At 43.8% G+C, this 25,732-nt stretch carries 26 protein-coding genes; 7 read left to right on the forward strand and 19 right to left on the reverse strand.

The window, feature by feature from the left end; all coding sequences use genetic code 11:
• The first annotated feature begins 106 nt into the window (after positions 1-106).
• Positions 107-898, forward strand: coding sequence for an alpha/beta fold hydrolase (locus V8G47_RS16490; protein WP_336201091.1), 792 nt, complete (start codon positions 107-109; stop codon positions 896-898).
• A 43-nt stretch (positions 899-941) separates the two neighbouring features.
• Here the strand turns inward: V8G47_RS16490 and gpmA are convergent, their stop codons facing one another.
• Complete coding sequence (gene gpmA / locus V8G47_RS16495; protein ID WP_336201092.1) at positions 942-1,709, reverse strand: 2,3-diphosphoglycerate-dependent phosphoglycerate mutase; 768 nt, start codon at positions 1,707-1,709, stop codon at positions 942-944.
• A 115-nt stretch (positions 1,710-1,824) separates the two neighbouring features.
• Between gpmA and V8G47_RS16500 the strand changes: the two genes are divergently transcribed.
• Positions 1,825-3,525, forward strand: coding sequence for a pyruvate oxidase (locus tag V8G47_RS16500; protein WP_336201093.1), 1,701 nt, complete (start codon positions 1,825-1,827; stop codon positions 3,523-3,525).
• Between the two features lie 40 nt (positions 3,526-3,565).
• On the opposite strand, the gene V8G47_RS16505 is transcribed toward V8G47_RS16500, so the two are convergent.
• From V8G47_RS16505 to V8G47_RS16525, 5 genes are all read right to left on the reverse strand, one after another.
• Entirely contained in the window at positions 3,566-4,102 is a 537-nt protein-coding gene (locus V8G47_RS16505) for a hypothetical protein (protein ID WP_336201094.1), read from the reverse strand.
• A gap of 217 nt (positions 4,103-4,319) precedes the next feature.
• On the reverse strand, positions 4,320-6,908 hold the full coding sequence (ppsA, locus tag V8G47_RS16510; RefSeq protein WP_336201095.1) for a phosphoenolpyruvate synthase: 2,589 nt from the start codon (positions 6,906-6,908) through the stop codon (positions 4,320-4,322).
• A 214-nt stretch (positions 6,909-7,122) separates the two neighbouring features.
• Positions 7,123-7,956: a permease prefix domain 1-containing protein gene (locus V8G47_RS16515; protein ID WP_336201096.1), complete on the reverse strand. Its 834-nt coding sequence runs from the start codon at positions 7,954-7,956 to the stop codon at positions 7,123-7,125.
• Positions 7,943-8,293, reverse strand: a complete 351-nt coding sequence (locus V8G47_RS16520; protein WP_336201097.1) for a PadR family transcriptional regulator — start codon at positions 8,291-8,293, stop codon at positions 7,943-7,945. Before V8G47_RS16520 ends, V8G47_RS16515 begins: the two co-directional genes overlap by 14 nt.
• Before the next feature lie 119 nt (positions 8,294-8,412).
• Positions 8,413-8,856, reverse strand: a complete 444-nt coding sequence (locus V8G47_RS16525) for an SRPBCC family protein (protein ID WP_336201098.1) — start codon at positions 8,854-8,856, stop codon at positions 8,413-8,415.
• 352 nt (positions 8,857-9,208) lie between these two features.
• On the opposite strand from V8G47_RS16525, the gene V8G47_RS16530 reads away from it, so the two are divergent.
• Complete coding sequence (locus V8G47_RS16530) at positions 9,209-10,192, forward strand: phosphotransferase enzyme family protein (protein ID WP_336201099.1); 984 nt, start codon at positions 9,209-9,211, stop codon at positions 10,190-10,192.
• Positions 10,193-10,245: 53 nt separating this feature from the next.
• Here the strand turns inward: V8G47_RS16530 and V8G47_RS16535 are convergent, their stop codons facing one another.
• From V8G47_RS16535 to V8G47_RS16565, 7 genes are all read right to left on the reverse strand, one after another.
• Positions 10,246-10,473 carry a hypothetical protein gene (locus V8G47_RS16535; RefSeq protein ID WP_336201100.1) on the reverse strand — a complete coding sequence of 76 codons (228 nt, stop codon included), beginning with the start codon at positions 10,471-10,473 and terminating at the stop codon, positions 10,246-10,248.
• A complete protein-coding gene (locus tag V8G47_RS16540; RefSeq protein WP_336201144.1) occupies positions 10,466-10,669 on the reverse strand; it encodes a DUF402 domain-containing protein in 204 nt (67 codons plus the stop codon). The genes V8G47_RS16535 and V8G47_RS16540 overlap by 8 nt, the downstream gene beginning before the upstream one ends.
• Before the next feature lie 121 nt (positions 10,670-10,790).
• Positions 10,791-11,189 carry a VOC family protein gene (locus V8G47_RS16545; protein ID WP_336201101.1) on the reverse strand — a complete coding sequence of 133 codons (399 nt, stop codon included), beginning with the start codon at positions 11,187-11,189 and terminating at the stop codon, positions 10,791-10,793.
• A gap of 96 nt (positions 11,190-11,285) precedes the next feature.
• Positions 11,286-11,492: a hypothetical protein gene (locus V8G47_RS16550; protein ID WP_224519306.1), complete on the reverse strand. Its 207-nt coding sequence runs from the start codon at positions 11,490-11,492 to the stop codon at positions 11,286-11,288.
• A 38-nt stretch (positions 11,493-11,530) separates the two neighbouring features.
• Complete coding sequence (locus tag V8G47_RS16555; protein WP_336201102.1) at positions 11,531-12,202, reverse strand: hypothetical protein; 672 nt, start codon at positions 12,200-12,202, stop codon at positions 11,531-11,533.
• 28 nt (positions 12,203-12,230) lie between these two features.
• Positions 12,231-12,899, reverse strand: a complete 669-nt coding sequence (locus V8G47_RS16560; protein ID WP_336201103.1) for an HAD family hydrolase — start codon at positions 12,897-12,899, stop codon at positions 12,231-12,233.
• 91 nt (positions 12,900-12,990) lie between these two features.
• The gene (locus V8G47_RS16565; protein WP_336201104.1) at positions 12,991-13,332 is read right to left on the reverse strand and encodes a hypothetical protein; all 342 of its coding nucleotides are present in this window, start codon (positions 13,330-13,332) and stop codon (positions 12,991-12,993) included.
• A 423-nt stretch (positions 13,333-13,755) separates the two neighbouring features.
• Between V8G47_RS16565 and V8G47_RS16570 the strand changes: the two genes are divergently transcribed.
• On the forward strand, positions 13,756-16,788 hold the full coding sequence (locus V8G47_RS16570) for an efflux RND transporter permease subunit (RefSeq protein WP_336201105.1): 3,033 nt from the start codon (positions 13,756-13,758) through the stop codon (positions 16,786-16,788).
• A gap of 269 nt (positions 16,789-17,057) precedes the next feature.
• Here V8G47_RS16570 and V8G47_RS16575 read toward each other — a convergent pair whose 3' ends face one another.
• Positions 17,058-17,483, reverse strand: a complete 426-nt coding sequence (locus tag V8G47_RS16575) for a VOC family protein (protein ID WP_336201106.1) — start codon at positions 17,481-17,483, stop codon at positions 17,058-17,060.
• A gap of 242 nt (positions 17,484-17,725) precedes the next feature.
• Here V8G47_RS16575 and mraY point away from each other — a divergent pair, with 242 nt between their 5' ends.
• Entirely contained in the window at positions 17,726-18,676 is a 951-nt protein-coding gene (gene mraY, locus V8G47_RS16580; RefSeq protein ID WP_336201107.1) for a phospho-N-acetylmuramoyl-pentapeptide-transferase, read from the forward strand.
• 55 nt (positions 18,677-18,731) lie between these two features.
• Here mraY and V8G47_RS16585 read toward each other — a convergent pair whose 3' ends face one another.
• The gene (locus tag V8G47_RS16585) at positions 18,732-19,574 is read right to left on the reverse strand and encodes an alpha/beta fold hydrolase (protein ID WP_336201108.1); all 843 of its coding nucleotides are present in this window, start codon (positions 19,572-19,574) and stop codon (positions 18,732-18,734) included.
• Between the two features lie 301 nt (positions 19,575-19,875).
• Here V8G47_RS16585 and V8G47_RS16590 point away from each other — a divergent pair, with 301 nt between their 5' ends.
• Positions 19,876-20,232, forward strand: coding sequence for a VOC family protein (locus V8G47_RS16590; protein WP_336201109.1), 357 nt, complete (start codon positions 19,876-19,878; stop codon positions 20,230-20,232).
• Between the two features lie 25 nt (positions 20,233-20,257).
• Here V8G47_RS16590 and V8G47_RS16595 read toward each other — a convergent pair whose 3' ends face one another.
• Complete coding sequence (locus V8G47_RS16595; RefSeq protein ID WP_336201110.1) at positions 20,258-21,142, reverse strand: LysR family transcriptional regulator; 885 nt, start codon at positions 21,140-21,142, stop codon at positions 20,258-20,260.
• Between the two features lie 116 nt (positions 21,143-21,258).
• Between V8G47_RS16595 and V8G47_RS16600 the strand changes: the two genes are divergently transcribed.
• A complete protein-coding gene (locus V8G47_RS16600) occupies positions 21,259-21,891 on the forward strand; it encodes a class I SAM-dependent methyltransferase (RefSeq protein ID WP_336201111.1) in 633 nt (210 codons plus the stop codon).
• A gap of 92 nt (positions 21,892-21,983) precedes the next feature.
• Here the strand turns inward: V8G47_RS16600 and V8G47_RS16605 are convergent, their stop codons facing one another.
• From V8G47_RS16605 to V8G47_RS16615, 3 genes are read right to left on the reverse strand one after another with little or no spacing between them, the layout of a single operon-like run.
• Complete coding sequence (locus V8G47_RS16605) at positions 21,984-23,876, reverse strand: S9 family peptidase (RefSeq protein ID WP_336201112.1); 1,893 nt, start codon at positions 23,874-23,876, stop codon at positions 21,984-21,986.
• Positions 23,877-23,894: 18 nt separating this feature from the next.
• On the reverse strand, positions 23,895-25,115 hold the full coding sequence (locus tag V8G47_RS16610; RefSeq protein ID WP_336201113.1) for a GNAT family N-acetyltransferase: 1,221 nt from the start codon (positions 25,113-25,115) through the stop codon (positions 23,895-23,897).
• A gap of 39 nt (positions 25,116-25,154) precedes the next feature.
• On the reverse strand, positions 25,155-25,625 hold the full coding sequence (locus V8G47_RS16615) for a GNAT family N-acetyltransferase (RefSeq protein WP_336201114.1): 471 nt from the start codon (positions 25,623-25,625) through the stop codon (positions 25,155-25,157).
• Positions 25,626-25,732: the final 107 nt, after the last annotated feature.

Genomic DNA, 25,732 nt, shown 5'->3' on the forward strand with positions numbered 1-25,732 from the left:
TCATAACCACCACATCAAATAACTCACCATCCGCACAGCGATGTACCCTTTGAATAATCCAGAAAATAACATATACTTTTAATAGATTAAAAGGAGGGGAAGATACATGGCTATTTATCATAAAATCATCGGGGACGGCTTTCCCATCGTAATGGTGCATGGGTGGACGCTGGATCATCAGGCCATGATGCATGCAATGGAACCGAACTTCGAGAACCGCACCGGATGGAAACGGATTTACATAGATCTGCCTGGAATGGGGAAATCGGAAGCACTACCTTCCATCAAAAATTCCGACGATATGTTGGAAGCTGTACTGGCACTACTGGACGAGTTGATTCCAGATCAACCCTTCATTGTGTGCGGATATTCGTATGGGGGCTATATGGCGAGGGGAATTGTAGAGGCTCGACAAGATAGAGTTCGGGGCTTAATGCTTCTGGCACCCATGGTAATACCCGATACGGATAAAAGAGAACTGCCGCAGCAAATCGTACTGAAAAAGGACCCTGACTTACTATCGAATCTTTCCTCACTGGAAGCAGAGGCTTTTTCCGCGATGGGAGTCGTGCAGGGTCAGAGGGAATGGGAAAGGTTCCGTGATGACATCCTGCTTCCTTCCACTCATACGAACGAGGAATTCGTAAACAGGATCCGGGAAAATGGCTACGGCTTCACCTTCGAGCTTTCACATACACTTGACTGTCCAACTCTGATCGTAACAGGACGGCAAGATCATGTAGTCGGATATCAGGATGCTTGGCGACTAATCGAGAACTACCCAAGGGCTACCTTCACCGTGCTTGATATGGGTGGTCATAATGTGCAGATTGAGCAGGAGGATGTGTTCAATTCATTGGTGCATAATTGGCTGGACAGGTTCGAAAAGGATAGGTAACAGAAAAAAAAGGACCATGCAACCTGGTCCTTTTCCTTTTTCCTCACCCCATCCAATCCCAATTCTCCCTATCCTCTATATCCATATGCCGCGGAATTCGATCATGCGGCACCTCTCCCTCGTCATCCAAATAATAATGTCTGATAGGTTTCAAGTCGTCATCCAGTTCATATACGAGGGGGATGCCATTAGGGATGTTGAGACTGACAACCCCGTCATCCGGAATATGGTCAAGGAATTTCACGAGGGCCCGAAGCGTGTTTCCGTGTGCTGAAATGATGACACGTTTATTGTCCCGAATGCTCGGGACGATCACCTCATGCCAATAGACGAGAGCCCTCTTTTCCGTATCGAGGAGACTTTCTGATAATGGCATATTCTCCTTGCCAACGGCGGCGTATTTCGGATCGGACAGATTTTCGCGATGGCCCTCTTCTGAAATGGCCGGTGGCCGGACATCGGCCGACCTTCTCCATTCATGAACCTGCTCTTCCCCGAATTGCTCCGTCACTTCATCTTTATCCAGTCCCTGCAGACCCCCATAATGCCGCTCATTTAATCTCCATGATTTATATACGGGAATCCAGACCAGGTCCATTTCGTGCAGAGCGATCCATAGCGTACGGATCGCCCTTTTCAAAACAGATGTATGGGCCACATCGAAAATGAACCCGTGTTTCTTCAGGACCGCCCCTGCTTTTCTTGCTTCTGTATAGCCGTCATCGGTTAAATCGACATCCGTCCAACCGGTGAACCTGTTTTCAAGATTATAGAGGCTCTCGCCGTGACGAAGGAACACAAGCTTCTTCATTTTCATCACTCCAGATCTTTTTTTTCAGTATGTGCATCTCGGAATAGAAATATTGAGTAATTTAGGAAGTATTGTACCAAAATAGGAATAACCAATTTCGAGAGGAGACGTTGTAATGTTCAAACAGAACGCTGGTGAGAAGTTAATTGATCTTTTGATTGAATGGGGAGTCGACCATATTTACGGTATGCCAGGGGACTCCATCAATTCCATTATAGAACCACTTCGGAAAAGACAGGACAAAATCAAGTTCATTCAAGTCAGGCATGAGGAAGCAGGGGCATTGGCCGCTGCCGCTTATGCAAAATTAACGGGGAAACTGGGCGTATGCACGGCGATTGCCGGTCCAGGTGCGATCCACCTTCTAAATGGATTGTATGATGCAAAGCTAGATAAAGCTCCGGTGTTGGCAATCACTGGCCAAGTGGAAACGGACCTTTTAGGGACGGACTCTTTTCAAGAAGTGAATCTTGAGCGGATGTTCGACGATGTGGCCGTGTATAATCAGCGCATCATGTCCGCTGATCAGCTTCCCGCCGTCGTCAATCAGGCGATCCGGACTGCCTATGCGAAAAAAGGGGTGTCCGTCCTGACCATCCCGGATGACATCCCGCGCTTTGAAGTAGGAAAAGAAGCACGTGTGACGTCCCATTTTTCAGTAAAGCAGAACATTGCGCCTCTTCCTGAGGATTTGCAAAGAGCAAAAGAACTCATCGAGGGTGCGGAACGACCGATCATTCTTGCGGGAAAAGGCGTCCACGGGCACCGGGAAACACTATTATCATTTGCTGAAAAAGTGGGGGCACCCATCGTGTTGACCCTGCCTGGCAAAGGGGTCATCCCTGATAAGCATCCGTATTGCTTAGGAGGACTCGGCCTGATCGGGACAAAGCCTTCGTATGAAGCCATGCAGGAAGCCGATATGCTTATGATGATCGGGACCTCATTCCCGTTCACCGGATTCCTGCCTGATAATGCCAAAACCATTCATATTGACATTGACCCATCCCAAATCGGGAAGCGCTACCCCGTTGATGTTGGTCTTGCCGGGGATGCCGGCACTTCCCTTAAGTGGCTGACCGAACATGTCGCAACGAAAGAAGATCGAACATTCCTGGAGAAAAATCAGGAACGCACGAGCAAGTGGTGGGATAACTTAGAATCACAAGAGGAAGATGGATCGGTCCCACTCAAACCGCAGCGACTGATTCATGCCCTTAAGGAAGTCGCGTCCGATGACGCCATCCTGTCCGTTGACGTCGGAAACGTAACGGTGTGGATGGCCCGGCACTTCCCAATCACCAATCAGTCCTTCATCATTTCGAGCTGGCTTGCGACACTCGGCTGTGGGCTTCCGGGTGCCATTGCCGGTCAAATCGCCTATCCTGATCGACAGGTATTCGCGATTTGTGGCGACGGTGGTTTCGCCATGACGATGGCGGACTTCGTCACGGCAGTCAAATATGACTTACCCATCATCGTCGTGATCCTAAACAATCATAAGATTGCCATGATCAAGTTCGAGCAGGAAGTGATGGGGAATATTGAATTCGGCACAAACCTCCAGAACCCTGACTTCGCTAAATACGCCGAAGCCTGTGGTGGAGTCGGATACCGCGTCGAGCGCCCGGAGGACATCCTTCCATCGCTCCAAAAAGCGATCCAACAAAAGAAACCATGCATCATCGACGTCGTAGTCGACGCCGACGAAGCACCAATGCCAGCCAAAATCCAGTTCTCCCAAGCCGCCGGCTACACCAAACACATGCTGAAACAACTATTCGAAGAAGGAAAATTTGACCTTCCACCGTTATAAAAGATGAGGGACGGACCTTGGAATGCAAGGTCCGTCCCTCTTATTGTTCTTCCAAGGAGACGAGGTTGATTTTTGCCATGAAGCCATCGGGTTCTTCTCTTTTCATTATGTTGGCGTATTTTTTTAGGAAGGTGATGGCTTGTGATTTTTCTGTGATGGAAACATTTCCGTCACTGTTGGAGAGGTTTTCACCATGAGGACCGAGGGCTTCTTGTACATCTTCATCTTGTTTTCTCGGATCAAGGACGATTTCCAGTCTATAGCGTTTATTTTCATCCGGTCTTGGAATCGTGATCGACTCAATTGTCCCATCCTTCTTCACTCTGACCGTTCCTGAAGATGCGACAGTGTTCAGTGGTTCAATAGCGTTTCTGATAATTTGAAGGGATGTTGCATCATCGGGATATGGTTTTAATTGAACACCTACGACTGCTCCTTTAGGTAAAGTGGTCTCACCGCGTAATAGGAGTGATTTTTTGAATAACTGCACTGTTGCGTCCAACTTCAATGCTTCACCATGCATTTGCACGACCTTTTCCACTTCACTCTTCTCTTTACTTTCATCAACCAAAATCACCCTGCACCCTGCTATCATTGGAAGGACACATAGCATGGCTATCACCCACTTCCTACCCCAACCCTGCATACTTAAATCACCCTCTAACTTAACCAGTTTAGTTAACTCCCATTATACCTCTTCCAATCCCAATAAAAGTAAATAAATCAAAAAAATCATCCCGATCGATAACCGACCAGGATGATTTTCTCTGTCTCAAAGCGAGACGATGATCCTCTTATAATAGTTCAATATACCCTTCTGTCCCATGCACACGGATTCTTTGTCCATCTTGTATCAGCTCGGTCGCACGTTCAATGCCGACGACAGCCGGTAGTCCATATTCCCGTGCAATCACCGCTCCATGGGTCATCAGTCCGCCAACTTCAGTGACTAACCCTTTGATGAAGACAAATAACGGTGTCCAGCTCGGGTCGGTATAAGGGGTAACCAAAATATCTCCCTCTTCCAAATCCGCGTTTTCCATGTTGACAATCACCCGTGCACGCCCCTCTATCACCCCTGATGAAACAGCCAGGCCGGCAATGGCACCTGCGGGAAGATCTTCCCGTTTGTATTCACCGGTGATGATTTCACCGTCCGACGTAATCACACGTGGCGGCGTCAGTTTTTCATTGTAGTCGTACTCTTCTTTTCGCTTAGAGATGAGGTCATCTTTCGACTCATTGGTTCTCACCAAGCCCTGTAATTCTTCGAATGTAAGATAGAACATGTCCTCTTTTTCTTGAAGAACATTCTGTTCGACTAGCCGTTCAGCTTCTTTTAATAATGCCTGCTTATAAACAAAGTAGCGGTGAATCATGCCGTATTTCGGATATTCCCGGTAACCGGTGAAATGCCGGATGATGTCGATCCTTCTTTTCGTCTCTTTTACCTTTTGTTCACCATCTGGTAATGAGCTTAATCGCTCCAGTAATTCTCGTTCTTTTTCTATAGCTTCCAGCCGCCCTTGCTCAAATTTACGCTTGCTTTCCTGCGGCTCAAACTGTTCGAGGTTCCTGAGGATCATCGGGACAATGATTGTTGGCTTTTCACTCCAGCGTACTCTCGAAAGATCGATTTCTCCGCTGCATCTCATCCCATATTTGGAGAGAAAGTCTTCGATGGCTTCCCGGGCTTCTTCCCCACCCTCGACTTTCACCAATTCATCCAGGAAATGGTCCTCTTTTACCTGATGCAAATAATCGATTACGGCCTGATGCGGACGAATCACATCGGCTACGTCCATCAATGCCAAGCCCATTTCAGAAGTGATATTATTCGGGACCGATTGAGACAGTGTATCCGCCACATTTTTTTCTCCCAACCACTCGTACATATGGTCATTGATCCAGAATAAAGCATCCATCGCAGCCATGATCACCCCGGAACTTTGCGGATCAAATAGAGTTCTCTTTAATTCCTTCATATCTTCTAAGATGAAATCGATTAACTCAGATCCCGTTTTCGAATGGATGGTTTGTTTCAACTGGTCGATCGAGACTTCACTTTTCTTTATTAGTTCCGCAACGATGGCAGGATCGGGGTCGATTGGATCCACTCCACCTTTCCTTGGAGCAGGCATACCTTCATCTTCAACCCTTTTGATGAAACCGTTCCTCTCCACAATCGTTGTGAGAGCATCTTTTATAAGTGGTTCGGATTTGCCCATTATATCGATGAACGACTGTCTGCTGGCAGGTGATGCCAACCGGGGTGTGCAATCCACAAACAATCTTCCACCGGCGACTTTCATCGGTGCAGGGGTCGTTAACAGGAAAAAGGACAACCCAAGAGGCTTCATGGCATCCGTCATCATTTGCTGATGGCCGACGGAAAGATACACTCGGTTCTCTCCATCAACCGCTTCCGGAATCGGGTATAGCGTCGTAATCGGCCGACTTTGGACAATGTAGAATGTGCCATCCTCCAAGCACCACTCAATATCTTGAGGACAGTCAAAATGCGCTTCGATCTTCCTGCCGATTCGGGAAAGCTGTATAACCTGTTCATCTGTAAGGGACGCTGCCTGCTGCTGATCTGGAGGGATAGGCTGCGTCCCCGTTCCTCCACCGTTAACCCCATAGATAGCCAGTTTCTTCGTTGCAATCTTCTTATCTATGATGATTCCATCCTGTATTTTATAGGAATCTGGTGAAACCAGGCCGGACACCAAAGCTTCTCCAAGACCAAACCCTGCGTCGATGGATACCACTTTCCGATTGGAACTCACGGGATCAGCCGTAAACAGAATCCCTGAAACCTGCGGGGATACCATCCTCTGAATAATAACGGAAATGTGAACCTCACTGTGATCAAACCCATTTTGCATACGATAAGTGACGGCCCGATCCGTAAAAAGGGATGCCCAACACTTGCGGATATGCTCGAGGATGGAATCCATGCCGATCACATGAAGGTACGAATCCTGCTGCCCGGCAAAAGAGGCATGTGGCAAATCTTCCGCCGTGGCACTTGAACGGACGGCATAGGCATGTTCCTCTCCAAACCGGGAGTGATAGTGTCTAACGGCTTCCACTACATCGGAAGGAATCGTTACATTCAGGAGGACTTTCCGAATCTCCTTGCTGATTTCCCCTATTTGATTCCGATCTTCGGGTTTAAGCTTGGATAACCTCGCCAGCAATGTATGATAGTTCTCCTTCTGTTCAACCGCTCTCCGAAATCCAACCGTCGTCACACTGAAACCATCCGGCACCTGAATTCCTTGAATCGTTGATAACAACCCTAGATTTAAGCCTTTTCCACCCACAAGCGAAAGCTCCGATTGTTCCATTTCCTGAAAGCTGAGAACCAATGAATTCATCCTGCCACTCCCCTTATCCATCAATGTTCTTTGATTTTAGCAGTACTGCATGGGAAGAAACAGTCTATAATGAATTTTATTAGCGTGGTATAATAGAAGTAGGAAGAGACGTTTGGTTTGTAGAAAACCTACGAATAAAGATGATAAAAGCTCAGAGATCATAGCTCTGAGCTTCTTTAAATACAACTTCATATTGGTCATTCAGCTAAACGTGTTATGCTTCTTTAACTCTCGTTTTAAGCTTTTTTCTCCCCACAACGTAATAAACCAAATACCCCAAGACATTAAACAAAGCAAACACCACTATCCACCCAATATTTAATCGTCTATGATGATAAGCATTAACCGTTGCCCAAATCGTAAACAATGTGATATAAATCGCCATTCCCGAGAACAAGATGATCGACATCAAATCACTGATATGTCTTGTTTCCATTTCCACATACCACTGTTTGCCATCCCCGTTTCCGTATGGGAAGAAATCAGCCTGTAGCCATTTGGGATTCCACACTTTTTGTTCGTAACGGTATTCCGGCTTTGCATCCCTGACATAATCAAAAACCATATTAGTATTCTCAACACTGCTTACATCGTAAATTTCAATATTTGCGATTTGATCCGTGCCTTGTATTAAACTATTTATTTTATTTTTCATGTCATCAGAAACGCTGGTTTTATCCTGTAAAATAGTTGAAACTTGTGTAGCTACTTCAGAATTTTCATTAGCATTTTCTTCTTCAAGTGACCATAAATATCCGAATGCAGACACGGTAAAAAGAAGTACAGCCAGTGCAAGGTAAAGGACCCATTTAGCGAACGACTTTTGAGCCTTGAAGAGCTGTCCTACAATCGAACGCATTTCCTGCTCTCCGCCAAAACGTTCAATGGCCACATCAACGGCTTCTTGCTCACCCAATCCTTCAGCTCTCAGTTCATGAACAGCCTCCATCAAGTGACTTTTCATCTCAGCCTTCAATTCCTGAATTTCTTTTCGGTTACCCCCGATATGTTGATAAACAGAATCTACATATGCATCAATCTGTCTCAAAGTTCTCTCCCCCTTCGATAAAGGTATCAATGATTTTCTTTACAAATTGCCACTCTCTGCGCTTTTCTTCAAACCCCTCTTGGCCTATGGGGGTAAGCGTATAATACTTCCTTCTTCCGCCTGGCCCCTGCTCATCACCCCAGTAAGAAGAGATCCATTGGTTTTTTTCTAGCCTTTTCAATGATAAATAAAGCGTACCTTCTTTTAATTCAAATTGATCTTCGCTTTTTTCACGGACCGTTTTTGCTAGCTCATACCCATACATATCACGGCTATTCAGAAGCGAGAGAATTAATGTATCGATATGACCTTTTAAGACCTCTTTATTAATTTCCAAATTTTACACCCCCTTACATATTTATATAATATATTACCTAATAATGCAAGGTATTCATTTATATAAAAATCATCCTTCAGTTACAGGATGATTTTTGTTAAATGGACTATCATTCAGATTTATTTAACAAGCGATGCTCTAAGGTTCACACCATACTCCATGTATCCCTTCAAGCATGTTAGCATATATACCCAGCCTTCTTTATTATCTACTAATTCGTTGATAACATGTTCATTGTCCTCATTGAACCCTTCTTCTTTAACCCCTACGATTGTGCTGCCATTTTCTTCTTGAGTAAAGGAAATGGTCACCTTATGGTTTCCTGCCCACTCGAAGACAATCCTCTTTGGTTCTTGGATTTCTACTATATGTATATCCCCTTCGGCCCCATACTCTTCATATCTCAACGTAACCGTCTTTCCTTCCTCCCACCTTTCAGAGCTTGAAGAAAACCAGAACCCTCCTATTTTTTCGGGATCAACAAATGCCTCGAAGATTTCATGTGCCGGCTTTTGAATTTTCATTTGAGTGATATTATTCATGAACCATCCACTCGCTTTCATTTTATTTAACACTCATTATACATCAGACTCGCCCATTCGAAATCCCTTGATTTGCCAATCTTACAAATGGTATAATTTTCATAGTGATAACGAAGGGAGTGAGATGACGCAATGACTAATTTCATGAAGATAACCTTGGAGAATGATATGGATTGCCCTCTCACTCATACGGATACAATGTGAAAATAGAATGAGTATGGCAACATCTGCTTATGATGAAGAACGAAATTTTAGCCACAGGGTTATGTTATATACCTTGTGGCTTTTTTATTTTCGTACCTCACTAGCAAATATCTTCTCCAGTTATTCTTCTCAAATGGATGACCAAACAAAATGAGGAGTTGACTGTTTTATGTTGAAGCTGAAATATCTTTTTAACAACGAAGACCTGGCAGAAATGTTGGTAAGGAATTGGGAATGTGATGGACAATCACCAGACGTGTTCACAACCTACAGAATATCATCGAATGCTATTTATTCTTTTCAATTCAGAGATAAGACACAGTTTCTGAGATTTGCCCCAACATCTGAGAAGAGCCGGGAAAACCTTCTCGCAGAACTTGATTTTATTTCTTACCTTCGCTCAAAGCAGTATGGCGTATTAGAAACGGTGGGTTCAAAAAGTGGAAATGAGCTTATGGAAGTTCAAACACCCTGGGGAGAGTTCTTTGCATCTGTATTCAAACAGGTACCAGGCGTACCAATTGGCGAGACTGATCTAAATGATCATATTATGTTCAGTTATGGAAAATCATTAGGTAAACTTCATCGGTTGTCCAGTGAGTATTATCCTGTTCAATCCAAGCGGTGGTCCTGTAGCGATGTCCTCACTTCCATTGAGTCGATTCTGATGGATCTTCCTCATGAGGCATTAGCGTTAAAAGAGACAAAGTTATTAAAGGAGTATTTTAAGTCCATTCCTAAATCAAAGAACAATTTTGGATTGATCCATTATGATTTTGAATACGACAATGTATTCTATGATGCAGAATCTCAATCTTGTCATGTCATTGATTTTGACGATGCGATGTACCATTGGTATGTGATGGACATTGAGCAGACACTTGATAGTTTGCAAGATTGTATTCCATCTGAGAAGTATCAAGAGAAAAAAGAATGCTTCCTGGATGGGTATCGAACCGAATTTGAAATCGAGGATGATATGCTGGCATTACTCCCGGCTTTCAGAAGGTTTGCCGATTTATACGGGTATGTACGTATCTTGAAATCATCAGAAGAACAATGGAACCATGAACCGGAATGGTTAGTAGGCTTGAGAGAAAGGTTAACTCAGGCAATGAAGAGTAAATCGATGTGTTTTGGATTGGATTTATAAAATTAAACGGGTGTCTGGCTCAATTTGTTGAGGTTCAGACACCTTTACTCTGTTTATTTAAGTTCGAGCTCCAACACTCTTTTATGTTCTTGAGCCAGTTTTTTTATCATAAATTCATCATTTTGCAGCTGTCTCATCATTTCTTTGCTTTCATTCCAGGCTAAATCATACATATTTTCAGAGATCATTCGGTTTTTATAAGCCTGCTCAAGCTCATCCTCATCAAGGAGAAAGATTTCCCCAGAGGGCAGAACCACAATATCCAAGAAGAGATCATCCATCCACGGGACACCGTCCTCGCCCCCATTTTCCAGGCATATCTATGTACCACTGAACTATCTCTCCGTTTGCATCAAAAATGGTAGTGACGGAATGATTTTTTTCCAAAGGAAAGTGCTGAAGCCACATATATCCGTTATCAACGATGCACACTTCTCTGTCTCCGTATTGGGTGATTAAAGGTTCCTTCACTTTCACTGTGTTCAACAGAGTGATATACCCTTGGAACTCCTTCGTGTGAAGATGGGTTTGAGCGTATCTCCTTTGTTCTACTCTCTTCCAATCAGCACGGTTTCCGTATTTTCTTTTGAGCATAAGATCAATTAGGCAAATTCAGCTGCCACGATACCCCAAAACGGTCATTCACCCAGCCAAATTTCTTACTGAATCCATAATCTCCAAGTGGCATAAGCGCTTGACCACCTTCATTCAGTTTCTCATAGATCGTCTCGAGTTCTTCTTCCGTATCGCATGTCAAAAAGATGGAGAAAGAAGGTGTGAAGTCAAACTGATGCTTCACATTGCTGTCAATACACATAAACTCTTGTCCCTTCAACGTGAACGTCGCCTGCATGACCGTCCCTTCATCTCCACTTTCATTTGCACCATAGCGAACTATGTTAGTAATGGAAGAATCCTCAATCAGAGAGGTGTAAAAGTTCATTGCTTCCTCGGCATCTCGGTTTTGAAACATTAAGAATGGTGTAACCTTGTTCATGGTTAATCTACTCCTTTTCATCTGTTTTCTAAAGTATCATTCAACTTTTATGATTATATCCAATCGCTCTTTTAAATTCCCACAACATTTACTTCGCTAGTTAGTCATCCCTAAAAGGTCAGCCACAATATCAGCGCTCCCCGGAGTAAACATGAAAATAGAGAGGCCAATTAACGCTGCACCCATAACTCCAAACAACAATACCCCTGGTTTTAAAAATGAACCTTGCCTAAACGCTTGCAAACCTGCACGGAAAATTAGAAATATCCCTATAAAAAGAATAGCAAAATAATAAACACCCACTAGATCACCCCTTTAATTATTACCATTAAAAATACAACTTAAGTAGTCCTTCGACTCCGACGACATTCCTTAATCATTTCTTTATACTGCGTATCCCCTAACCCATACTCTCTGAAATTCTCGAGCATAAGCGATACCAGCTTCTCTATCGGAACATCCGGATGCTTCTGGATATACACCATCAGTTCACTATCCTTCTCCTGGTAGTTTAAATAAAGCTCAACTCCCTTTTTTAAAGGCTCTAGCACAATGTCCTCAGGCACCGTTCGATGAATCATCACTTTTTCGTAAAGGGCCGCATACCCCTTCGCCTCTAAGCTATACTTTTTCACTGGCATATACTGATGATCTACAAGATGCAGCTCAATCGATCCTCTATACTCCCTCTGATCCAGCCATGCGAGTATCGTCAGTACATTCATTTGACAGAACATATCTTCATCAAACCACAAGGCAATAGTGTCCACACTCTCATGAAAGAGTGGCTCCAACGGCTTCAGGGTGATGTCAGTATATTGATTCCGCGGTACATGATGAACCTTCGAACGCATCTCAATAAACTCATCTGAAAATATGTTTTCGCACGTCTCTCCCCAACACATGGCTTCGTTAAATGGAATCATCTCTTCTGATTTAAGAAACCCTGTCTCTTTGAAACGTTTGTACATCTCTGTTCCATTTAGGATATGGATCGATTTATGTTGGATCACTTGGATACCCCTTTTCAAATGAACGATTTCATTTAATACCTTGCTTTTTTGCAGGAAACAGCATTTTTAATTCCAGTAAATCCTCAATGATCACATCAGCCTGAGCAAGCTCCACTTCCCGGGCAAAATCAAAACGACAGCCAACTGCAATCAAACCATTGTCCTTTGCAGCGTGGATATCCGATAACCGGTCCCCCACCACAGCTCCACTCGTCAACTCGAATTTATCCACAATATGCCTGACTAAATCTGATTTATTCAGAGATTCAATATGCTGAATACTGAATGTCTCCGTTACCCATTGGTCCAACCCATAATAATCGACAATGGTGTTTAAGTATTCTATTAATCCGTTACTGGCTATGTAAATGCTAAAACCATTTTCTTTTAAATGGCTGAAAACCTCCTGAACATAAGGATATAGGGCACCTTCCCCATTCCTTATATTTTGAATTAACCTCTCAAGGAAAAAGGCATCCGTCCTCTCTCTTTCTTCAAGAGAATGGTCAGGCAGCAGTGTTTCCCATACCTTTGGCAAAGGCACACCCATGATCTCCCGGTATTTCTCAATCGGTGTTTCGGCATCCCACTGGTTATTTGATCGTAACCGTTCAAAAGCATCATCCAAGGATACTTCTAATATTTTGTCTGTTTGAAAGAGTGTTCCATCCATATCGAATATCAGTGATTGTGTCATGTTTGTTCCTTTCACGAAGAATATTTTCATAGGCTGGGCTTATTAGAGTTTACTCACCAATCATATTACTATGTAAATCAAACGGTCCCCATTAGCTTTGACTTTGTTTAGTTGATTGAAATAAACCTTTATATGTTCCAGTTAGTAACACCGTGGTAAAGAGAAGGAAGTAAAATAATTTAGATGTGATCATAAGTGGTTCGTCTAAAGAATAAGCCAGAAAAACACTCGCCAGAATGAAAATACAATATGCCCAGAACCAAAGTTTGGCACGCTCCATTCTTTTTTGAAAGTACATAAGTATTGGTTCAGTACATGCGAATATTAATAATACAACTCGTACATGCATGTATGGGTCATACACGAAGAAACTGATCACGATACCAATCGCAGCAAGCTGGTTTATCCAAACAGAAGCTATTAAATTTTTCATATCAATCGCCTCCACGTATGTCCGCTTCTAAAACTTCAATTAAAACTTTTCCGCTTTTTCACACTTTCCATCTACTGTTCTCCCTTCAATCCATTCAATTCCAATTATTCCAAAAACTCTTCCAATAAACAATCGATTTGTAAATCTTTTGTCTACATAAAATTCACTATTCCCACTTCTTACCATTCATACTATAATACTATATTGTGGCAGGAATATTTTTACACAGAGCACGTCCTACATAAAAATTTTACAAGTTTAAGAATAACAAGGACTGCTCTACCGTAAGATGAATTTTGTGACAAGGTGAAATCCGCCTCAAGACCTAGGCAAATATTAGCCTGGAGGTGGCTGTGATGCCGTTCGTATTACAGTATCTTTAAAAAGAAGATTCAAAACCAAACAGTATTAGGGGGGAAACACATGCAAACTTTAACCAATTGGGTATTCCGCAATAAGGCAGCCATGACACTATTTATCATCATCACATTGCTTCTCGGCATCATAAGTTATTTCCGTCTGCCTATGGAATTCCTGCCTGAAGCGGATAATCCACAAGTGACAGTCGTCACCCTGGGACAGGGGTATGACGCCGGCTCCATGACAACGAACATCACGGAACCCGTGGAACAGGCGGTGGCATCGATTTCAGGAAAAACATCGATCCTGTCCACCACCGGGGAAGGATATTCCCAGGTGACCATCAACTTTGATTCAAAAAGCGACATGAAGGAGGCCAAAAACAAAGTCGAAGAGGCCATCAAAGGCATCCAGCTTCCAGAGGGAGTCGGACAACCGCAAATTTCCCAGCTAAATACGTCGATGATTCCGATCAGTCAGGTATCGATAACATTTGATGACGGCTTGACGAAAGAGAATCTCGACCTCGTCAACGATGAATTCAAGCCTCTTTTTGAAAATAAGGGCTCCCTGTCTCAGGTAAGCATTGCCGGAGAAAACAGCCCACGGGTCCAAATCAATCTTGATCACGACAAACTGGAGAAGTTACATATCCCGGTTAACGCAGTGATGGGCGTACTGCAAGGGCAGGATGTTTCTGCCTCTGCCGGAAGCACGACGATTGACGGCCAGAAGAGTACGATCAACGTCACGGACAATCTGACTTCCGTTGACGCTTTAAAGAACTTGCCGATACCTCTGCAAGTGCCGAACGCTCCTGTTGTCCAATTGAAAGACATCGCCACCGTTGAAAAAGTGAAAGCTGAAAACACCATCACCCGTGTCAACGGGAAGGAAGCCTTGGCAGCCGTCCTATTCAAAGAGAGTGATGCCAGTGCCGTTACGGCTGGAGACGATGTAAAAGACACAGTCGATCAAATCAACAAGGATTATGACGGTGTGGAAGCGACCGCACTGTTTACCACTGGTGATATGGTGGAGAACTCGGTCAACACCATGATTCGTGAAGTAGCACTAGGTGCCCTTTTCGCAACGCTTGTCATTCTTTTATTCTTAAGAAAATTCAAGCCGACACTGATTACCGTCGTGTCCATTCCATTATCACTCTGTATCACGCTATTCCTGCTCTCGTTATCCGGAGTCACCTTGAACATCCTTACACTGGGAGGGGTCGCGGTAGCGGTCGGTCGACTGGTCGATGACAGCATCGTCGTCGTTGAGAATATTTTCAGGCGAAGCCAGAATGAGAAGCTGACCAAACAGAATGTTCTGCTTGCGACAAAAGAAGTTTCCCGTGCGATTACGTCGTCCACTCTCATTACGGTGGCCGTATTCCTGCCGATGGGACTCGTCAACGGGTCATTGAAAGCGTTCCTGCTTCCGTTTGGTTTGACCGTTACGTATTCATTGCTTGCATCCCTGCTTGTTGCCGTTACGGTCGTGCCATTGTTAAGCCGTGGAATGTTGAAAAACACCACATTGCCAAAACACAATACGCCGCACCGCTATGTGAATGTGCTGCGCTGGTCACTCAATCATAAATTTGTTCCAATCTTACTCGCCGTTCTTGTGTTCGGAGGCTCCATCGCTCTTTATGTCGCTTTACCGAAAGCCGCTACGAGTGCAAACGACGCCTCTTTTGTAGCTGTCACCATGGAGTTCCCGAGTGATACACCAGAAGAGACGATCAAAGAGCGCACGATGGAATTCGAAGACACGTTATCAAGTTTTGAAGGATACGATTACCTCATCACCCAGTACGGTGCAAGTGAAGAAAACGCCGAATACGGAGCCGTGAGTGATCCAAACACAGCAGTGTATACCGTCATCATGAAAGAAGGATCCGATGCAGAATCCTTCATTGATGAAGTGAATGAAACGAAGAAGGATGAAAAAGGTGTGACGATTACAGCATCACCATCGTCCATCTTCGGAGGCTCATCCAACTCAAGCATCACCTATGATGTTGTCGGAAATGATACCAATGAACTTCTGACTACTTCCAAAACCATCATGGATAAGATCAAAGATGTAGACGGCGTGAAGAAAGTCTCAAGCAATCAAGAGAAAACGTCTCCGGTCTTCACCGTGAACATCAATACGGAGAAAGCGAATGCCCAGCAAACGGCCATGCAAATCCGTTCCTTATTGAATCCACAGCCGATCGGAGCCATCAATCTGGATGATGTAACGACACCTGTATTTCTGGACGCAGGCGTCAATCCTGAATCAACGTCAGATTTGAAAGACTTGACGATTGCCACAAACTCAGGCATCCAGCCTCTTACAGAAGTGGCTTCCATAACGGAAGAAGAAAAGCCAAGTACCGTCCTGCATAAAGATGGTGACTTATATGTCCGAATCACGGCAGAGGTAAAACCTGAAGAGCTCTCGGTTATTTCGAAGAATATCGGTACCGAAATCAAGGATATCGACCTGCCAAAAGGCGTTTCCCTTGATACCGGCGGCGCCGCTGCCCAACAGGCCGACGACTTTAAGGACCTTGGCATGACAATGCTTGCATCCATCATGATTGTCTACCTGATCATGGTCCTGACCTTTAAGACGTTGAAAGCACCGCTGGCGATTTTGATCACACTGCCACTCGCCTCAATCGGCGCCGTCCTCGGACTGCTGATTGCACGCGTCCCTGCAGACGCAACGGCTTTAATTGGAGCGTTGATGCTGATCGGTATTGTTGTGACAAACGCTATCGTCTTGATCGACCGCGTCAAGCAGAATGAGGAAACGATGATCATTCGTGACTCGATCCTGGAAGCGTGCGGCACCCGTCTCCGTCCGGTCGTCATGACGGCGATTGCCACGATCTGTGCCATGCTCCCGCTTCTTTTCGGTCATACGGAAGATGGAAGCCTCGTATCGAAATCACTTGCCGTTGTCGTCATCGGTGGTCTTGCCGGTGCCACGGTGCTGACGCTTGTGGTCGTTCCTGTGTTTTATGAATTGCTGTATTTCAGGAAGTCGAAGCGACAACGTGCTCAGCAGTTGGAAAGTGCGGAGAAAGTTGCTCAGTAATTGTATAAAGGTGCTTATCCTGTTGTGGATAAGCACCTTTTTTGGTGGGGGAAAGTTTGGAATTTGGTTCGTTCAGCTGCTGAGTTAACTGGAATATTCAACTGCTGATTATCTTGATATATTCAACTGCTGAATAATCCCTGTTATTTAGCTGCTGATTTAACCCGAAAATTCAGCTGCTGCTTATCGCCTTATATTCAGCAGCTGAAACCAAGAACCTACCTCATAAAAAAAAACCACACCCATCAGATGTGGCCCACCCATCCATACTATTTTGATTCCGAAATCAAATACTTCTCCCTGAAAGTCGGACTAAGTTCACTCCACACATCGAACTTATTCCCATCCACATCACAAAAAACAAAATTCCTTCCTGAGTGACCTCGGTCCTCAATCTCTCCAACCTTCATCCCGCGACGAATAAAATCTCCGCGCACATTTTCCAGAGCTTCTAAGCCGTCCACTTCAAACGTCAAAGAAAAGCGTTCATTCCCATGGACATCTATAAAGTTAGCACTCTCGCTTTCTTTTGATTTCACAAGAAAGATACTCTGGTTGGCGAGATTCAAAATGGCTTTATCGTCATCCCTGTAGTTTAATTCAGCCTCCAATTTCGTTACGTACCATTCCGAAGAAAGTTCCACGTCAGCCACTGGAATATATGTAGTTCCGACCCTTAATAATTTTTCGTTCAACTATGATTCCCCTCCAATTTTGGTGTCTGCTTGCCCTTCTATAATCCATTTTCCATTTACATATTCGACGTATATTACCCAAATCCCTCCCAATATCTTCCTCTACCAAAAATATGGGAAGTTAAGAGACTCAAAACCATACAATCAAAGTGAGTCCATAATTCTGTAATTGAATTAAAGGATATCCACACTCTTCATAGAACTTATGTATAGACAATTAAATAGAATAGGAGAAGATACGAGTGAGAGATCAATTAATCCCGGCCATTATTGCTTTTGTTTTAGTCGCAGCTTTATCCCCTCTGTTCATTGCACTCTTAAGAAAATTAAAGCTCCTGCAACCGATACGAAAAGAGCTTCCTTCCAATCATCAGATTAAAAAGGGTACGCCGTTGATGTTTGGAATCATTCTCTTTATCGGAATCATCGTCTCCTTATTTTTTTCACCTACGCCCCTGATGTTTTTCTTGGCCATTACCTACATTCTATTCAGCTTCATCGGCTTTTTGGATGACTTTTGGAAGGCATCCCGTCAAGATCCCGGCGGTGTTTCAAGTAGAACGAAGCTTATCTTCCAATTTCTATTTACGGGTACCCTGCTTTACTACTTGATGATTGAACAAGAAATAGACACGACCATTGGCATCTATCAAGATTTCTCTATTGATCTTCCAATGGCCTTATATCTCATTGTGATCACCTTATTTATCGTGGGTTCTGCCAATGCGATTAATTTTACAGACGGCTTGGACGGCCTACTAGGAGTGGTCGCGATTCCTACCTATTTTTTCTTTTTTATGATTTCGGACAGCAGTGATGTTCAGCTTTTTTGTTTAGTGATGATTGGCTGCTTACTCGGGTTTCTTATTTATAATATCTTTCCGGCCCGGGCTTTTATGGGGGATACAGGGTCATTGGCGATCGGGGGCTCACTTTCATTTCTTGCGGTTATTGAAAAAGTGGAGATTCTCATTCCCCTGCTATTCTTTATCTATTTTGCAGAACAACTTTCCGTCATTCTGCAGGTGGCTTCATTTAAATCGAGGGGTAAGCGAATCTTCAGAATGACTCCGATTCATTATCACTACGGCTTAAAATACGGCTGGGGTGAAACGACCATTGTGACCGCCTTTGGGTTTGTTTCGTGGATTTGTACGTTTATCTGTTTTGCGTATTGGAAGTTTGTTCTCTAGACATAAAGTAAAAGGACAAAGGAACTTTTTAGTGTCCTTTGTCCTTGATTTATTTTCAGGCAAGATGAAAAGAGTCTTTCACCATCCCGCTGAACTTTTCTTTTTCTTCTATATGAGGGGAATGGTTACTATTTTCAAAGATATAAAAGGTTGAGTTGGGAACAAGATTGAAAATTTCCTCTGAATACACAAATGGGCATTGAGAGTCATGCTTCCCGCAAAAAACGATTGTCGGGGTTTTTATGTTCGAAATGTCTTCTCTGATATCATACGTTGGCAGTTCGCTATAAGCGTAATACTCCAAACGTTTCTGAACCACTTTTCCACTGCTTGGCTTGGAAAAGTATTCATCATATCTGCTTGGATCGTTCAGGGACATTTTCGTCCATTCCCTGCGTGCCTGCTTTCGTTCCTCTCTTGTTGCATCATCGGAATTCAGGATGGAAAATACCTTTTTCAATCGGTCGTTATTCGGATTTTCATCACAATAAATGCTTTCCTGATCGTCCATATATTCATTTGTAGCTGAGGCCCCGCCTACAATTAATCGGTTGAGAGAATCCGGATGCTCAGCAGCATAAACCAGCCCTAACATCCCGCCTGTGGAATGGCCGGCAAAGTTCCAGCTATCATATCCTAATGCGGATCGGATCGCTTCCAGATCCTTGCTGGTTTCACTCATACTTAACTCCTCTTCATCCTGCACCTCCGTGCTATTCCCGGTTTCTTTCAAATTGACCAGGTACACTTTATAATCTTCCACAAACCGGTCAGCAAAGTGGTAGCCGCGCTCGTTAAACTCACTGTATAGATGCGTCACACACAACGGCTCACCATTCCCTGCTTCAAAGATTTCGAAATCCCCTCGATCGGTTTGGATCAGCTTTTGTTGCCACATACTTACTCCCCCATTCTGTTTTGTCTGTATCATTATTTTGGATTAATTGGGTATTTTATCTTAAACACTACTACCTATTAGACGGGAGCCAAAATGGAATAGTTTCAATTATTCTGTTAACTTTTCATATATTTTAATGTTGACCGTTACAGCTGCAGATCGTCATCTATAGCTGTTTATGATAATCGATACCTGCATAACCTTTTTTGAGCCGACTCTAAAAGCAACCTTCTAGTACTCTATACGTCTAATAGAAGATGAAAGTTTCGAAAAAGTAGAATAATTATGAGGAGGAAAAGAAATGAAGAAATATACAGGAGTCACCTTTCAAGTTCGAGTGACAGATTACGAAGAAGGGCTTAGTTGGTACAAAACCCTCTTCAATCGCAACCCTGACTTCATCCCACATGAAAATTTTGCCGAGTGGGAAATCGTGAAAGGTACCTGGCTGCAAGTGGCAAAGGGAGAGCCTGCAGTCGGGAATGGTCCGCTGCGTTTAGGTGTTCACAACATCTATTCTGAACGTGAGAGATTGATAGAATCATTGAATACGACAATAGAGGAAGTCCAAACCCGGGAAGGCGTTCCCGCTGCCTGGTGTACGTTTAGTGATCCGTATGGTAATTCAGTTGGGTTGTTTGAGGAATTAGATGCATAACTTGAGAGCGGGGTAGACACCCGCTCTATATCTGTCCCCATGAGCCGGACCTTACTGTTTCCAAAAAGCGCCGGGCAGCAGGAGGCAGGGACTGTTCGCTATCCAGGCTTACTAAAGCGACTTCCCTATAGAGAGCCGGCATATCATTTGGTTCCAGCCTTACCAATGTTGCTTCTTCTAAAAGAGCAGAAACCATTGATTCTGTAAGAAGCGCTGTTCCACTGTAGTTCTGGACAAATTCCAGTGCCGTAGCAGGCGGCAATTCGATGGAGTCACTACCGAAGGACATATGGGTTCGTTGCCAGTGCTTGCTCTCCTCACTCCAATCGGTCATAATGTACGGTTTGCTTGTGAGAAAGACATCCTCGATGCTATATCCACCCTTTAATGCTCGATCCGGACGGGCGACAAAGACGAGAGGTTCTTTTATCGTATAAAGCTTTTTCAAATCTTTATTAAAAAACGGGGAAGTGATCATTCCCAGCTTGATGCTTCCGTCATAAAGCATGTCGATGATTTGTTGGTTATGACCGGTGTGGATGGCGATCTGGATATCGGGAAATGTAGTGTACATTTCCTTGATGATCGAGGTGAAATGGCCCGATGTAAATGTCGGAAGGGTTCCGATCGTGATTTCCCCTCTTCTCCCTTCTTTTATCGACTGAGCCCTTTCTTTTCCTTTTTGTAATACTTCAAGAGCCTGCCTGGCATAAGGAAGGAACCCTTTACCCAAATCTGTCAGCTCCATCTGTTTCCCTGCCCTGACAAAAAGGTATCCCCCTACATCTTTCTCTAACTCTTTGATCCGCAAACTGATAGTAGGCTGCGAGACATCCAGGTATCTCGAAGCCTTGCTGTATGAACCGAGCCTTGAAACAAGCTCAAACGCAATCAGTTGATTGATTTCCAATTTGCTCTCTCCCAACTATAAAAATATTTTATAGTGACTATAAGTAATATAGGATTGTTTAATAGTGATAAGAAAATTATAGTGTAAATACACAATGAATAAAAGGAGGGCGTTAAATGAATGTGAAAGCAAAGTTCCAGCACCTCATGGACACCCAGTATAGCCGGCCCGCTGGAGTTCTCGGATGGTTCATAGGGGAGAAAATGATTCGCCAACATAAGCCTGAAACGCTGTGGACCATTGGAAACCTCCAGCTTCAGAAAAATGAACGGATCCTTGAGATAGGATGCGGGGCAGGATTTGCGATGAAACAGATCGCTTCGTCGAATGGAGGTCACAAAGTCACCGGATTGGATTTGTCAGAAACCCTTCTCCAGTCAGCAGCTTTACGCAACAAAAAAGCCATCAGACAAAAGCAGATGACATTAGTTCACGGAAGCGTTGAAGAAATGCCCTTCCCTGATGAAGAATTCACAGCCGTGTTCAGCATCCATTCTGTTTACTTCTGGGAGGACCTGTTCAAATCATTGGTGGAAATTGAAAGGGTGCTGTCACCTGGAGGAACCGTCCTGATCACACTTTGCGATGGAAAGGACGGAGAAGACTGGACTACAATCAAGAAGATGATTCAAGGTGAATTACTCCCGATCATGGAACAATTGAAGTTTAAGGATCTTCGCGTACTGGAGGGACCCGTGTCGCGTGGGTATCATACGGTGGCTGTATGTGGGGTTAAATCATCAACGTGATGACTTGATTGTAAAAAATAGAAAGCCACGGTGCGGGTCCGTTTATTCACAACGGACCTGACCCCATGGCTTTTTTTATATAAATTTTGTCCCTAATTAACCAACCACTTTAAAAACCAACTCAGATTCTGCTCCATAATAGCCCGGTGTATTCCCGGTTTGTCAGAGCTGTATCCCATGCCTTCAAATACGACTAATTCTGTCTCGACTCCCATATCACTGAGTCCTTTATAGAGCTCAAATGCATTAGGAAGCGGGACTCTTGCATCCTTTTCACCATGCTGAATCAGGGTTGGGGTAGAAGCTGATTGAATATAGGTCGCGGGTGAGGTTTTGGCATAGATCTCCGGGTCGTTCCACGGTGTATCTCCTACATGCATCCTGATAAAGGAAGGCAGATCTGTATTCACATAATTCGTGACCCAGTTACTTATTCCGCCTCCAACCGAAGCAGCCTTAAATCGATCACTGTAGATAGAGCAAAACGCTGAGATGAAGCCACCTTGGCTCCAGCCCATCACCCCGACTCGATCTTGATCTGCAATTCCCCGGTCCACGAGTTCATCGACTCCGGATATCACATCCTCGTAGTCACCGATGCCAAGGTTCCGATAGTTTGCCTTCAAGAAGTCATTCCCATATCCTGAACTACCTCTATAGTTTGGCTCCAAAACGATGAAGCCATTTTCAATGAACTTTTCAACAGGATACTTATCATTGAAGCAGCTTGAATGGATGGGGAAAGAAGCCCACGCCGGCCCCCCATGGATGAAAACCAATAAAGGATGTTTTTTATTCCAATCCATGTCTTTCGGGGTTGTTAATACCCCTTCTATTTCAAGGCCATCACGGCTGTTCCATGAGATGACTTCCCTGTTACTTGTAAGTCTCCCCTGGAGCAGACCATTCTCATTGGTGACTTTTTCACCATCAGCATAGACTTCGAATGTTTCATTGGAAGCAGCCTTACTATAGGCCAGATGATTTCCATCTCCTGTTATAGAAGACTCCATGGTACATCCATCCGTTGTCTCGCTTATCATATTCAGCTTCCCATCTTCAGATAATAACCCGATCCGATAATTCGTTTTATCCTGCCACATTAGTAAAATCCCTTTAGCTGTCCAGCGTATGGGAACAACCGCATGGTCAAAATCTAGCAATGGTTGAATCCGCTCTCCATTCGTAAGATCATAGATTTCGAGGGTACTGTCCATGATATGAGTTGTATAGTAATCCTTCTCACGTAAGCTTGCCGTGTAACACACTTTCGTAGCTTGAGGTGAAAAGCATACCTTACCTCCGACTACCTTATCTCCCTCCAGCTTCCGCAACCCTCTAGATGGACGATCGAGCAGGAAGAGTTCCCCATTGTGACCATCCTCCCCATCCGGGCTTGGCGCAGCCATGAACACCACCTTGTCCCCATCGGCTGAAACATCGAATTCTTGGATGTGAAAATCCCTTCCGTCAGTCAGTTGATTCGGAACCTGTTCAATTAATTCCACGTACCATAAACAATGATTACGGTATTCCTTGCCTACATGGTGGAATTCTCCATACTGCTCCCTGCGCTTCTTGATTTTCTCAGATTCCGGTGACTGTGCAATATAGTATATTCCCTTGCCCGAAGGATCCCATTTGAATACAATGACCCCTTCTCCCACATCGGTAACTTGAACCCTGCCATCACCATTGATCGACTCTACAAAGATTTGATTCTTCGTACCTCCGTCACCAGCTGAAAGATAGGCCAATTGTGTGGAATCCGGCGACCATAGTGGGGATGTCCCCTCTATGAATGGGGTGGATTCCCCCTTGTTTTTTTCATATATCACGATGGAATTCCTATATGTATTCTCTTCCCAGTCAGCTGTGTTTTTGACAAAAGCTACGTGTTGTCCGTCCTCACTTATGTGTAGATCTGATATGACAGGTATGGAAAGAAGCTCTTCTATACTTAAATATGTATTACTCTTATTCATTCAAATACCCCTTCATCTTTAAAATGCTTTCGTACATACCGGTCTTTCAGGTGTGTGGAAAAGGTCATGGACTTGATTCACGAAGCTTGGATTCGATATCTCTGCTTTGCCCCATTTAATTAAAGAGCGGAAAGTCACGGCCCCCATGATCATCGAAGAAAACTCGGAGATATCCATTCGTACGACAGTATCGACTGCCCGTTCATGAAAGCGTTGAATTTCTCCATGTGAAAACGTCACGGTGAAGTTCTTTGACTCGTCATCTTGCAGTTCGTCCTGTATCTCAAACCCTATCGTTATTGAAGCACTGCCGAATCGGTGCTTCTTTTCGTATAGCTCCATCAATAACCCTTTACAATCAATAACCCTATACATCACACCAACCCCAAGGTTCACCATATGCTTATTGTCTGCAGAAGGCGCCGTATCAAGCATGGTGTCCATCCCGCTTTCAGGTGAACTCAGAAAATGAATGAGGTCATCCTCGCTAGAATTGATGATGATTCGTTTAAATTGATCGGCCTGTTGATATAAAAAAGTAGATAGTTCTTCAATCGCTTCCCTTGTTTCAAAGAATAACTCATGGATGTAAAGATCCTTCCCCTTACCCTCGTACAACACGTAGCCAAGTACTTGATCATCCTGTTTAAAGCCAACCACTCTTCCAAAATTAAATGGTCGATTCAATTCCCGCTCTGTTGGAAATCGTTTCGTCATCCCATGCGTTTTTTGAAAAACACGGTTGTAACAATCCAGAATGAGTTCTCTGTCTTCATCGTTTAAGTGTTCAAGATGCTCTTTACGGGAAAACTTCTGAAAAGAGGATGGGCTGACATAATATTGATAGACCTGCGTCCCGATTCCAAATCCCATCCTTTTATAGAATGCAACGTTAAACGGATATAACATCACAAGATGATGCCCTTTGGACTTATGAAGCTCATAAAAATACTTGATTAGTTGATACGCATTTCCCTCTTTCTTATGTAACAAATCAACAGCAAGCATCCCGACTCCGCCAACAGGGATGGTGGTTTGGTTCAAGTTCATTTCAAACAAAAATGTCCTCATGCCAGCCACTAAATCCCTCCCTTTGAACAATCCATATAAGCTTTCGCTCGGTGTTTCTTCAATATGCCCCTGCAGCCACTGATCGGCATGTAAACCTGGGAATGCCCCATTGGCAAGTGAACAGAATGAGGCGTATGTAGAATGATTGATCTCCCTTATTTCCTTCAACTCGAAGTCCCTCCCCTATTGTGAAAGCTTGAGAGAATCTTATAAACGGATCTCCATCAGCCTTGATTTAGTCTTTAAATTCATGGATTCATAGAATTTAATCGCATCTTCGTTAAACTCCCACACGCCTAACTCCAATGAATCTGCACCAATCGTCTTAGCGTACTCTACTACTTCCCCGAAGAATCTTTTCCCCAAGCCTTTCCCTCTGAACGACTGATCCACACCAAAGTCGTCCATATAGACCACTTTCTTAGGAATGAGGATCGGCCTTTCAAGGGTATTCTTGACCGTGATGATGGTATAGGCGATTGGCTGGTCTTCTTCTAATATGAATACCTTTGTGTTTTCTCCATCTATTAAATTGTTAAAATACTGCCGGTCTAACGTGGTGTCTGCCATTTGGTAATGGTCTGGTCTTTCATTTGTATGCATTTCGTGCACTTGTCTTTGGATTCGATGAACCGCATCATAATCATTTTTGGTAGCTTCTCGGATATGTGTTTGCATTGTATTTCCTCCTGGATATTTTGAAAACTGTTAGTATAATAATGTTTATGTTTTGGCTCTTTTCGCGAAGGATTTTTGCTTTTGACAAAGCGAGCAGTGGTTGATTT

The organism is Rossellomorea sp. LJF3 (genome assembly GCF_037046045.1).
Taxonomy (GTDB): Bacteria; Bacillota; Bacilli; order Bacillales; family Bacillaceae_B; genus Rossellomorea.